The organism is Xanthomonas cannabis pv. cannabis (assembly GCF_000802365.1).
Taxonomy (GTDB): Bacteria; Pseudomonadota; Gammaproteobacteria; order Xanthomonadales; family Xanthomonadaceae; genus Xanthomonas; species Xanthomonas cannabis.
Genome location: NZ_JSZE01000164.1, coordinates 1 through 11,983 on the forward strand (window position 1 = coordinate 1; position 11,983 = coordinate 11,983).

The window sequence follows — 11,983 nt, forward strand, 5'->3', positions numbered from 1 at the left end:
GACTGGGTGCTCGGTGGCCGTGTCGAGTCGGGAATGTTTCTGGTAGTGGTCAGTGGTGTGTCGGCCGTGGCGCCGATGCTGGTGGTGGCTCGGCATGTGCCGCGCGTGTTGCGCGCGCTGCAGCCTGCCGCAATGTTGAGAGGATGCCGTCATGGGCAGTAACAGTTTCGGCCGATTGCTGTCCGTCACCACCTTCGGCGAATCGCACGGGCCGGCCATCGGCTGCGTCGTCGATGGCTGCCCGCCCGGCCTGGAAATCGCACCGGAAGAATTCACCCACGACCTGCAGCGGCGCGCCACCGGCAAGAGCCGGCATACCTCCGCGCGCCGCGAGGCCGACGAGATCGAGATCCTGTCCGGCGTGTACGAAGGCCGCACCACCGGCACGCCGATCGGGCTGCTGATCCGCAACACCGATCAGCGCAGCAAGGACTACAGCAACATCGCCCAGCAGTTCCGTCCCGGCCATGCGGATTACACCTATTGGCAGAAGTACGGCATCCGCGACCCGCGCGGTGGCGGACGTTCGTCGGCGCGCGAAACCACCATGCGTGTGGCCGCCGGCGTCATCGCCAAGAAGTGGCTCAAGCAGCGCTACGGCGTGCTGGTGCGCGGATTTCTCTCGCAGCTGGGCGAAATCCGCCCGACCGGTTTCGACTGGGATGCGGTGGAAGACAACCCGTTCTTCTGGCCGCACGCCGCGCAGGTGCCGGAGCTGGAAAGCTACATGGATGCGCTGCGCAAGTCCGGCGATTCGGTCGGCGCGCGCGTGGACGTGGTGGCCGGCGGCGTGCCGGCAGGCTGGGGCGAGCCGATCTACGGCAAGCTCGATGCCGAACTGGCCGCCGCCTTGATGAGCATCAATGCGGTCAAGGGCGTGGAGATCGGCGACGGCTTCGCTAGCGCGGCGCAGAAGGGCACCGAACACCGCGACCTGATCACGCCGGAAGGCTTTCTCAGCAACCATGCCGGCGGCATCCTGGGCGGTATCTCCACTGGCCAGGCGGTCACCGCCTCGATGGTGCTCAAGCCCACCTCCAGCTTGCGCCTGCCCGGCGCCACGGTGGATGCCGACGGCAGCGTGGTCGATGTGATCACCACCGGGCGGCACGACCCATGCGTGGGCATCCGCGCCACCCCGATTGCCGAGGCGATGATGGCGCTGGTGTTGATGGACCAGGCGCTGCGTCATCGCGCCCAATGCGGCGATGTCGGCGAGGTGTCGCCCCGCATTCCCGGTCAGGTCGATGTCTGATACGCGGCGCGCCAAGGTGTGGGTCAGCCAGCCGCTGTTCGACGATGTCGTCGCGCAGCTGGGCGAGCATTTCGAGCTGACCACCACCAAGCACGTCAGCGCATATTCGTCGGCCGAGCTGGCCGCGCAACTGGCACCACTGGACGGTGCCCTGATCACCCTCAACGAGCGCATCGGCGCGGCCGAAATCGCGGCGGCGCCGCAGCTGCGCGCCATCGCCAATGTCGGCGTGGGCTACAACAATCTCGACATCGAGGCGCTGAGTGCGGCCGGCATCCTGGCCAGCAACACGCCCGATGTGCTCACCGAAACCACTGCCGATCTCGGCTTCGCGTTGCTGATGGCCACCGCGCGCCGCATCACCGAAGCCGAGCGCTGGCTGCGTGACGGGCAGTGGGGGCAATGGTCGTTCAAGACCATGCTCGGCGCCGATATCCACGGCAGCACGCTCGGCATCCTGGGCATGGGCCGGATCGGGCAGGGCATCGCGCGGCGTGGCGCGCACGGCTTTGGCATGCGCGTGCTCTATCACAACCGCAGCCAGCTGCCGGCCGACACCGAACAGGCGCTGGGCGCGCGGTACGTCGATTTCGAGACGTTGCTGGCGCAGTCCGATCACCTGCTGCTGGTGCTGCCGTACACCAAGGAGTCGCACCACATCATCGATGCAGCGGCGCTGGGCAAGATGCGTCCTACCGCCACGGTGGTGAATATCGCTCGCGGTGGCATCGTCGATGAGCTGGCGCTGGCCGATGCGCTGGCCAACGGGCGCCTGGCCGGTGCCGGCCTGGATGTCTACGAAGGCGAGCCGCGCGTGCGCCCGGAACTGCTGGCGCTGCGCAACGTGGTGCTCACCCCGCATATCGGCAGCGCCAGCCTGGCCACGCGCCGCGCCATGGTGCAACTGGCGGTGGATAACCTGATCGCGGCCCTGGGCAAAGGCCCCAATGCCGGCCATCCGCCGAGCGCGCTCAATGCCGATGCGGTTGCCGCTGCCAAACAGGGCGGCATCGGTGTGGACGCGAAAAAGACCGGCGTCACCGGCACGATTGCGACCAAACGATAGGGAACCTCCGCGGCCAGCTTTGGAGGTTCCCCGAACCCAGCGCGCAGTGCTTCCTCTTTCCCCTTTTCGATAAAGACAAACTCATGAGCAACGAAAACCGTCGTTTCAACGTCGCGGTCGTGGGCGCCACCGGCGCTGTCGGCGAGACCATGCTGAGCATCCTGGCCGAGCGTAATTTCCCGGTCGCCACCCTGTACGCGCTGGCTTCGTCGCGTTCGGCCGGCGGGCAGGTGGAATTCAACGGCGGCAAGGTCGATGTGCTGGACCTGGCCGAGTTCGACCCGACCGGCGTGGACATCGCGCTGTTCTCCGCAGGCGGCAGCGTGTCCAAGGAGTATGGCCCCAAGTTTGCCGCCGCCGGTGCGGTGGTGATCGATAATTCCTCCGCGTTCCGCTACGACGACGACGTGCCGCTGGTGGTCTCCGAAGTGAACCCGGAAGCACTCAAGCAGCGCCCGCGCGGCATCGTCGCCAACCCCAATTGCTCGACCATGCAGATGCTGGTGGCGCTGGGCCCGATCCACCGTGCTTACGGGATCGAGCGCATCAACGTGGCGACCTACCAGTCGGTGTCCGGCGGCGGGCGATCGGCGATGGAAGAACTGGGCAAGCAGACCAGCGAGCTGCTGAGCTTCCAGGACATCGACCCGCAGCGCTTTCCGGTGCAGATCGCCTTCAACCTGATCCCGCACATCGACGACTTCCAGGACAACGGCTACACCAAGGAAGAGATGAAGCTGGTCTGGGAGACCCGCAAGATCCTCGGCGACGACAGCATCCAGGTGAACCCGACGGCAGTGCGCGTGCCGGTGTTCTACGGCCACTCCGAAGCGGTGGCGATCGAAACCCGCGACAAGATCACCGTCGAGCAGGCGCGTGCCCTGCTGGCTGCATCGCCCGGCGTGGAAGTGGTGGACGAGCGCAAGCCGGGCGGCTACCCGACCCCGGTGACGCATGCCTCCGGCAAGGACGCGGTGTTCGTCGGTCGCATCCGCGAAGACTTCTCGCATCCGCGTGGCCTGAACCTGTGGATCGTCTCCGACAACATCCGCAAGGGCGCTGCGCTCAACGCGGTGCAGCTGGCCGAACTGGTCGCCCAGGAAGGCTGAGCCAGCCGGTCCACCCGTAGGAGCGCGCTCGAGCGCGACGGACGTTACCGATAACGCCTCATCGCGCTCAGGCGCGCCCCTGCGCCGGCATGCGCGCAATGCCGGCCGGCGTCGGAGTTGCGCCGCCGGCTCCACGCCGCGCTCCTATGCAGGGCACATCCTGGCCGGTCCTGTCGACAGCATGCCGTTCGCGTGGGTGTCGCACGGCGGCGGCGGCGACTTTTTACTCATTCAGCGGCTATATTGATGCCCATGAAACATAGGGGCAGGGGCGCGATGCGTCCGATACACGGGTTGGGTGCGTTGCTGCTGATGGCCTGCAGTGGCGCAGCCATGGCATTGGGGCTTGGCGATATCCGGGTGCTGTCCAAGCCCGGGCAGCCGTTGGTGGCCGAAATTCCGGTCATCTCCAACGAGCCGGGCGAGCTCGACAACGCGCGCGTGGCACTGGCGTCGGCCACTACTTTCGCGCGCGTCGGACTGGAGCGGCCGCAGGGTCTGGTCAGCAGTCTGCAGTTCCAGTTCGCGCAGGATGCGCGCGGGCGGGCGGTGATCCGGGTGACCAGCAGTCAGCCGGTGGATCAACCGGCGATCAACTTCCTGATCGAAGTGGAGTGGGGCCAGGGCCGGCTGGTACGCGAGTACGCCGCCCTGGTCGATGCGCCCAACACCGCTGCCGCGATCGCCGAGCCCGCCATCGAAGCGCCGCGCGCCGGCGCCAGCAATACCATCGCCCGTGAGCCGGCGGCTGCCCAGGCAGCGGTCGAACGCGCTGCGCAGGGCGCCCCCAGCGCCGCTGCGGCGCCCTCACGGCCCGCCCCGGCTAGCGCCGCCGCGTCGCAGACCGGCGATGCGCTGCCGGCCGTGCGCTCGGGCCAGACCTTGTCGGAGATCGCGGCGCGCCTGGCACGTTCCAGCGGGCATTCGCTGGACCAGACCATGCTGGCGCTGCTGCGCACCAATCCCGATGCCTTCGTCAACGGCAACATCAATCGACTGAAGCAGGGCGCAGTGCTGCGCACCCCGCAGGAAGACGCGCTGGCGCAGGTCGGTGCGGCCGAAGCCACCGTGATGGTGCGCGAGCAGGCTGCCCAGTGGCGTCAGGCGCGGTCGGCCATTCCGCAACCGGCCGATGCCGGTGCCGCGGCCGCAACAGCTCCGGCTGCGGCGGCCGCGTCCACCGCGCCCGGTGCCGGCGCGCGGCTCGAAATCGCCCCGGCAGTGGCGAGTCAGACCAACACCGCCGGCGCCACGTCCGGCACCAGTGCCGAAGGCGAGGGCGAGATGGCGGCCAACCAACAGTTGCAACAGGCCAAGGAAGACATCGCCACCCGCGATGCGGAATTGCAGGACCTGCGCTCACGCGTGGCCGATCTGGAAAAGCTCAAGCAGCAGCAGCAAGCCTTGATCGCGATGAAGGACACCGACCTGGCCGCCGCGCAGAAGCGTCTTGCCGAGGCGCCGCAGGCAGCAGCGCAAAGTGGTGGCTTCCCGCTGTGGCTGATCGGTGGGCTGGTGCTGATCGTGGCCGCGGTTGTCGCGTGGCTGGCCGCGCGCCGCCGCAAGCCCTCGCCGTTGCCGCCGTTGCCGCGGCGCCAGTTCGACTTCGTGCCACCGGTCGCGCCGGCCGATGGCGGCGAGCCGCAGGACGACGTGCACGCCACCGAGCCGAGCGAGCGCGATGTGGTGCACGAAACCGAATTCGAACAGGTCGACCTGCGCGAAGACGAGCGCACCCATGACGTGCAGCCGCCGTTGTCGGAGGTGCTGCGGCGCGAGCCGCTGCTGTCCGAGCCAGCCGTTGCGCCGCCAATGGTCAACAGCGACGAGTGGCGTTCGCTGCGTGCCACCCCGGCGGCATCGTCGCCACCGGTAGCCGCGTTCCAGGCCGCCGATTCCCCGTTCCCGTCTGACGCGTCGCAGGCGCCCGAGCAGGCCGAGCCTGTCCAGCCTGTGCACGCGGAGCGCGCGCCCGACCTCGGCACCCCATCGGCGGCAGCGTCGACTGCGCACGATGGCGTCCAGGACGGCTTCGACGTCGACCGCGCCCCCCAGGATGTCGTTCCGGCTCCTGCGACTCCGCTGGCAGCGGCTGCACCCGGCGCGGTGGGCCGCAGGGAAGTTGCCTCCGCAGGCCGTGACCGCCTGGAGCTGGCAGTGGCGTACATGGACCTGGGCGACAAGGACACGGCGCGTGGCCTGCTGCTGGAAGTCGCGGCCACCGGCGATGATGCCACCCGCGCCGAAGCCGCCGAGCTGCTGGAACGCCTGGCATGAGCCCGGCCATGGACAGCCTTGCGGTACGCGAGCGACGGATCGACTACGTGGAGTTCGCATCCACCGATCCCGACGCCAGCCGGGCCTTCTTCGAAACCGTGTTCGGCTGGCAGTTCCAGGCCTACGGGCCGGATTACCTGGCCTTCAACGACGGTCGCCTGGATGGCGGCTTCTACCGCGCCGGCACGCCTGCTCCGGCAGAAGGCGGCCCCTTGGTCGTGCTGTATGCCGACGACCTGGCGCCGATGCTCGATCGGGTGCGCGCCGCCGGCGGCGAGATCGTCAAGTCGGTCTTCGGCTTTCCGGGTGGCAGCCGGTTCCACTTCCGCGAGCCCGGCGGCACCACGCTGGCGGTGTGGTCCGAGCGCACGATCGCGTCAAACGACTGACCACGCGCCTGAGTGTGAGCCGCGTGCTACCGCGGCTCGCCATCGGCCGATGCTATCGGACAACGCTGCTCGTACACTTCACCTTTTCCGCATAGCGGGGCTGTGCTGGCACCTGCCTGCGATGGCGGCGTCGGCATGACCGGCGTCCGGTTTCATCGATTCATTCATAGGGCAGGTACCGATGCGTTACGCGCTGGGCGTGGAGTATGACGGCAGCGAGTTTCAGGGCTGGCAGCAACTGGGCGAGCATGGCGGGCCGAGCGTGCAGGCCAGCCTGCAGACGGCGCTGTCGTCGGTGGCCGATGCCCCGATCCAGGTGGTCTGCGCAGGGCGAACCGACGCCGGCGTGCATGGCGAATGCCAGGTGGTGCACTTCGACAGCGATGCGCGACGTCAGCCGCGTGGCTGGATGCTCGGCACCACGGCGCGGCTGCCGGCTTCGATCGCGGTGCGCTGGTGCGTGCCCGTTGCCGACGACTTCCATGCGCGCTTTTCCGCGCGCGCCCGGCGGTATCGCTACCGCCTGCTGAATCGTCAGATCCGCCCGGCACTGTATCGGCAGACGCTGAGCTGGGAACGTCGGCCGCTCGATGCCCAGGCCATGCATGCTGCCGCCCAGGCCTTGCTGGGCGAAAACGACTTCAGCGCGTTTCGCAGCGTGCAATGCCAGGCCTTGCATGCGCGTCGCAACCTGCAGGCAATCAGCGTGCAGCGCATCGGCGACGTGGTGGAGGTGCAGGTGCAGGCCAATGCATTCCTTCATCACATGGTGCGGAATATCGTGGGCTCGCTGATGTTGGTCGGAACCGGCGAACAGCCGGCCGACTGGATCGCGACGTTGCTCGCCGGGCGCGACCGCACGGTTGCCGGGCCGACAGCGCCGCCACAAGGTCTGGTGTTTATCGGGCCTCTGTATCCTGCAGAGTGGCTTCTGCCCGCCGAGGTGACCCAATGAATCGATCGCTGTACCGCACCCGTATCAAGTTCTGTGGCATGACCCGCGCCGGTGACATCCGACTGGCCGGGGAGCTGGGTGTGGACGCGGTAGGTTTCATCTTTGCCCACGGCAGCCCGCGCCGCGTGGCGCCGGCCGAGGCGCGCGCCATGCGCCAGGCCACCGCGCCGATGGTCGACGTGGTGGCCCTGTTCCGCAACAATTCCAAGGAAGAAGTGCGTGAGGTGGTCCGCACCGTGCGCCCGACCCTGCTGCAATTCCACGGCGAGGAAGACGACGCGTTCTGCCGCAGTTTCAACCTGCCGTATCTGAAGGCCGTGCCGATGGGCAGCACCGGCGTGAACGGCGAAGACGCCAATGCACGCACGCTGCAGCTGGCCTATCCCAATACGGCCGGCTTCCTGTTCGATAGCCATGCGCCTGGCGCTGGCGGCGGCACCGGCAAGACCTTCGACTGGTCGCGACTCCCCACCGGCTTGCACCGCCCATTTCTTCTTGCCGGCGGCATCACCGCCGACAATGTGTTCGACGCGATCGTCGCGACGCTGCCCTGGGGCGTGGATGTCTCCAGTGGTGTGGAACTTGCGCCCGGCATCAAGGATGGCCACAAGATGCGCAAGTTTGTCGAAGAGGTGCGCCGCGCCGATTGTCACGAGATGGCGTGAGGGCGGGATTCGGGAGTCGGGATTCGTAACAGCGGTGGGTTGAGGCGATTGGTTGATGGGCAGACCTACGCGTTTGCGCGCTGGCAGGTTTCTGACTTCGATCCGTCGGCAGCTGCGGGCCCCGCGTTGTTGGTGTGCCGGCTGCGCCGAGGTGGGGGCTGTTCGCTACAGCGATTCAGCCAGTGACTGCAGCTTTCCCGCTCGCGGTGCCTAGACGTGTCGTTCTGCGCCTTGTTGGTAGCGACATCGGCGCGTGGTCTTCCGTCTGGTGATTGCGTCGTCGGTGCATGGTCGTAATCAGCCGTGCTGGCGCTGCGGTCGTGCGACGGCCGCCCGCGATGCCGCTCAGGTGGCTGCGGCATGCATGGCCGGCGAGGTGTGCTGATCGTTTGCCAGGGCGCTGCCTAGCCAATCCGCCAGCTGGGCGATGCGTGGGTCCGGGTTGCGCTTTGCGGCGCATAGCACCCAACGGCCGCGGGTGGCGGTAAATCCCCAGGGCGCCAGCAGACGCCCGGCCGCCAGATCGGCCGCGACCAGGGCCTGCGGGGCGATCGCGATGCCCAGGCCCGCGGCGGCCGCCTCCAGCAGATACACCAGATGTTCGAACTCGGTTCCCAGCCGCAACGCGTCGGGCGCCAGGCCGTGGGCCTGGGCCCATTCCGGCCACGCCTGTGGGCGCGAACGGGTGTGCAGCACGGCGTGATCGAGCAGGGCGGCCGGGTGGTTGCCAGCGAGCCGCAAGGCCGAGGCAAGGTGCGGGCTGAGCACCGGCCCGATCCATTCCACGCCCAGGTCATGCACTTGCCAGTTGCCGGGCCAGGGTGGGGTGTCCAGCAACAAGGCCGCGTCCAGGCCATCCAGATCCGCGCCGGGCGGTTGTTCGTTGGCCGACAGGTGCAGGCGCATGTCCGGAAGGTCGTGTTGCAACTGGCCCAGGCGCGGGATGACCCAGCGGGCAAGCAGGCTGCCGGAGCAGCCCAGCACCAATGGCGCCTCGGTGGCTGGGCGTCGCAGACCGGCCCAGGTGTCGGCAATCAGGGCGAACCCTTCTCCGGTGGCATCGCGCAAGCGCGCGCCGGCAGTGGTCAATACCAGCCCGCGGCCCTGCCGGACAAACAGGGCCGCACCCAGGGCGTGTTCCAGCGCACGGACGTGGCGGCTGATGGCGCCATGGGTCACGTGCAGCTCCTGCGCCGCGCGGCTGACGCTCTGCAGGCGCGCGGCGGCTTCGAAGGCGCGCAAGGCCGCCAGCGGTGGGAGTAGGCTGCTCATGTGTGAGTCCAGATCACAGGTTGCAGCAATCTTATCGATTTATCGCCGCCCCGGGCTGGGGTAGAGTGACGGCCTCGCGTATGACCGCACCGTTGCAGAGGATTCCCATGTCGGCCCAGCCCATCAGTGACTTTTACGCCTATCCGGATGCTGCCGGCCATTTCGGCAAGTTCGGCGGCCGCTTCGTCGCCGAGACCCTGATCGGTCCATTGCAGGAGCTGTCCGCTGCCTATGACCAGGCGCGTCAGGATCCGAGCTTCATCGCCGAATACGACAAGGACCTCAAGCATTACGTCGGCCGGCCCAGCCCGATCTACCACGCCGAGCGGCTCAGTCGCGAAGTGGGCGGGGCACAGATCCTGCTCAAGCGCGAAGACCTGAATCACACCGGCGCGCACAAGATCAACAACACCATCGGCCAGGCACTGCTGGCCAGCCGCATGGGCAAGACCCGCATCATCGCCGAGACCGGCGCCGGCCAGCATGGCGTGGCCAGCGCCACGGTCGCAGCGCGCCTGGGCCTGGAATGCGTGGTCTACATGGGCGCCACCGATATCGAGCGACAGAAGATCAACGTCTACCGCATGAAGCTGCTGGGCGCGACGGTGATTCCGGTGACCTCCGGCTCGGCCACGCTCAAGGACGCGCTCAACGAAGCGATGCGCGACTGGGTGACCAACGTGCGCGATACCTTCTACATCATCGGTACCGTTGCCGGCCCCGACCCGTATCCGCGCATGGTGCGCGACTTCAATGCCATCGTCGGCCGCGAAGCGCGCGAGCAGATGCTGCAGGACTACGGCCGGCTGCCGGATGCGATCAGCGCCTGCGTGGGCGGCGGCAGTAATGCGATCGGCCTGTTCCATGCCTTCCTCAACGACCCAGGCGTCAAGATCTACGGCGCCGAAGCGGCCGGCGACGGCATCGCCACTGGCCGCCACGCGGCATCGATCGCCGCCGGGCGCCCCGGCGTGCTGCACGGGAACCGCACCTATGTGATCTGCGACGACGACGGCCAGATCACCGAAACCCACTCGATCTCCGCCGGCCTGGATTACCCCGGCGTCGGTCCGGAGCATTCGTTCCTGTCCGACAGCGGCCGCGCGGTGTATCAGGGCATCACCGACGACGAGGCGATGGCAGCGTTCCATCTGCTGGCGCATACCGAAGGCATTCTTGCCGCGCTCGAGTCCAGCCATGCGGTGGCGCAGTCGATCAAGCTGGCGCGCGAGCTGCCCAAGGATGCGCTGGTGTTGTGCAACCTGTCCGGGCGTGGCGACAAGGACGTGCACACCATCGCCGCGCGCGAGGGTCTGGTGTTGTGAGGGCAGCCCGGCTGCAGCAGCCGGGCGGCGGTATCGCGCTGCTGTGCATGTCTACCCTGGCGGTGGCCGCGGTCGCGGGCTCCGCGCTGGATCGCAGCGGCGCGGTGCGGGTCGGTCAGCGATTCAGCGAGCTGGCGCCACAGGCGGCCTGGACGCCGCTCAACGCCGGCCCGATCGGACACTGCGACTATGTGCAGGCCGGTCTGTTGCCTGATGGAGTTGCGATGATGGTGGAAGACGACCGCGTCGTCCGCTTCGACATCAGCGACGCCGGTCCGGTGGGCCCGTTCGGCATCCGTGTCGGCGACAGCGAAGCCGCCGCGCGTGCGCGTCTGCCAGCGGGCTACAGCGTCCGGCCCCATAAATATGGCAGGGACGGCGGGACCTATCTTTATCTGACTTGGCGCGACCCGAAAGGCGAGTTCGCCGTTCGCTACGAAACCGGAGAAGGCACTGTGACATCGATGTACTGGGGAAGCTGGGACGCCGTGCAACTGGTGGAGGGCTGCGCATGAGCCGCGCGCCAGGCCGTATCGCTATGCGTTTTGATGCCTTGCGTCAGACCGGCCGCAAGGCGCTGATTCCCTTCATCACCGCCGGCGACCCATCGCTGGAAGCCACCGTCCCGGTGATGCACGCGCTGGTGCGCGCCGGTGCCGACGTCATCGAGCTGGGCGTGCCGTTCTCCGACCCCATGGCCGACGGTCCCACCATCCAGCGCAGCTCCGAGCGCGCGCTGGCACGCGGTGCCGGCCTGGCCTATGTGCTGGAAGCGGTGCACGAATTCCGCCGCGAAGATGCCACCACCCCGGTGGTGCTGATGGGTTATCTCAACCCGATCGAGATCCACGGCGCGCGCCGGTTCGCCGAAGCCGCCGTCGCGGCGGGCGTTGACGGTCTGTTGCTGGTCGACCTGCCGCCGGAAGAGGCGGACGAAACCCGCCACATCTTCAGCGAGGTCGGGCTGGCGCTGATTGCGCTGGCATCGCCGACTACCAGCGAGCAGCGCCTGGACATGTTGTGCAGCACGGCGCAGGGCTACCTGTACTACGTCAGCTTCGCTGGCGTCACCGGTGCCTCCAACCTGCTCGACACCCATGCCGCCAGCGACCGCCTGCGCCAGCTGCGGCAACGTGCCGGTGCGCCGGTGGTGGCCGGCTTCGGCATCAAGGACGCTGCCAGCGCCAAGGCCATGGCCGTGGATGCCGACGGCGTGGTGGTAGGCAGCGCCCTGGTCGCTGCCCTGGCCGACGCGGACGACGTCCGCAGTGCGCGCGAGCGCGCGGAGGCGTTCCTGGCACCGTTACGCCAGGCGCTGGATCATCCCTGAGACCAGACCAAGGCCCCTCGCACGTGGATGCACATGGCTTGGCCTGCGCCCTCATCCGCCCCTGCAGGGCACCTTCTCCCCATGAAGAAGGACGATGCCCCGATGAGAGACGAAATCAAAGCCCCACTCCTGCGGGAGAGGGGATGAGAGAAGAGTCAAGGCCCCTCTCCTGCGGGAGAGGGGTTGGGGTGAGGGTACGGGCGAAGCAGCGCCGTGCTGAGCGAAGGTGTTGACGGCCAGGCAACAAACAGCGCGCCACAGCACGCCAACCTGCTGCACATCGCCCAGCAGCCCGCACCACATCGCTGTGCCGTAACGCTCCGCCACAACGGCAAGCCGC

Annotated in this window: 11 protein-coding genes; 10 read left to right on the forward strand and 1 reads right to left on the reverse strand. The window is 68.0% G+C overall.

Annotation, left to right across the window (positions count from 1 at the left end):
- The first annotated feature begins 151 nt into the window (after nt 1-151).
- From aroC to OZ10_RS19190, 7 genes are all read left to right on the forward strand, one after another.
- Nucleotides 152-1,255, forward strand: coding sequence for a chorismate synthase (aroC, locus tag OZ10_RS19160; RefSeq protein WP_039566618.1), 1,104 nt, complete (start codon nt 152-154; stop codon nt 1,253-1,255).
- The gene (locus OZ10_RS19165) at nt 1,248-2,321 is read left to right on the forward strand and encodes a 2-hydroxyacid dehydrogenase (protein ID WP_039566620.1); all 1,074 of its coding nucleotides are present in this window, start codon (nt 1,248-1,250) and stop codon (nt 2,319-2,321) included. Before aroC ends, OZ10_RS19165 begins: the two co-directional genes overlap by 8 nt.
- A gap of 83 nt (nt 2,322-2,404) precedes the next feature.
- Nucleotides 2,405-3,430: an aspartate-semialdehyde dehydrogenase gene (locus OZ10_RS19170; RefSeq protein ID WP_039566622.1), complete on the forward strand. Its 1,026-nt coding sequence runs from the start codon at nt 2,405-2,407 to the stop codon at nt 3,428-3,430.
- 276 nt (nt 3,431-3,706) lie between these two features.
- Complete coding sequence (locus OZ10_RS19175) at nt 3,707-5,707, forward strand: motility hub landmark protein FimV (protein WP_485129956.1); 2,001 nt, start codon at nt 3,707-3,709, stop codon at nt 5,705-5,707.
- A complete protein-coding gene (locus OZ10_RS19180) occupies nt 5,704-6,096 on the forward strand; it encodes a VOC family protein (RefSeq protein WP_039406188.1) in 393 nt (130 codons plus the stop codon). Before OZ10_RS19175 ends, OZ10_RS19180 begins: the two co-directional genes overlap by 4 nt.
- Before the next feature lie 181 nt (nt 6,097-6,277).
- Nucleotides 6,278-7,051 carry a tRNA pseudouridine(38-40) synthase TruA gene (gene truA / locus OZ10_RS19185; RefSeq protein ID WP_039406190.1) on the forward strand — a complete coding sequence of 258 codons (774 nt, stop codon included), beginning with the start codon at nt 6,278-6,280 and terminating at the stop codon, nt 7,049-7,051.
- Entirely contained in the window at nt 7,048-7,716 is a 669-nt protein-coding gene (locus OZ10_RS19190) for a phosphoribosylanthranilate isomerase (protein ID WP_039406192.1), read from the forward strand. The genes truA and OZ10_RS19190 overlap by 4 nt, the downstream gene beginning before the upstream one ends.
- A gap of 345 nt (nt 7,717-8,061) precedes the next feature.
- Here OZ10_RS19190 and OZ10_RS19195 read toward each other — a convergent pair whose 3' ends face one another.
- Nucleotides 8,062-8,988, reverse strand: a complete 927-nt coding sequence (locus OZ10_RS19195) for a LysR family transcriptional regulator (RefSeq protein ID WP_039406194.1) — start codon at nt 8,986-8,988, stop codon at nt 8,062-8,064.
- A gap of 107 nt (nt 8,989-9,095) precedes the next feature.
- Here OZ10_RS19195 and trpB point away from each other — a divergent pair, with 107 nt between their 5' ends.
- Genes trpB through trpA form a run of 3 tightly spaced genes read left to right on the forward strand, consistent with a single transcriptional unit; the run spans nt 9,096 to nt 11,643 of the window.
- Nucleotides 9,096-10,313 (forward strand): tryptophan synthase subunit beta, encoded by a 1,218-nt coding sequence (gene trpB, locus OZ10_RS19200; protein WP_039566623.1) that lies wholly within the window; start codon nt 9,096-9,098, stop codon nt 10,311-10,313.
- 47 nt (nt 10,314-10,360) lie between these two features.
- Nucleotides 10,361-10,828, forward strand: coding sequence for a hypothetical protein (locus OZ10_RS19205; protein WP_162183143.1), 468 nt, complete (start codon nt 10,361-10,363; stop codon nt 10,826-10,828).
- Complete coding sequence (gene trpA / locus OZ10_RS19210) at nt 10,825-11,643, forward strand: tryptophan synthase subunit alpha (RefSeq protein ID WP_052210072.1); 819 nt, start codon at nt 10,825-10,827, stop codon at nt 11,641-11,643. The genes OZ10_RS19205 and trpA overlap by 4 nt, the downstream gene beginning before the upstream one ends.
- The last annotated feature ends 340 nt before the right edge of the window (nt 11,644-11,983 follow it).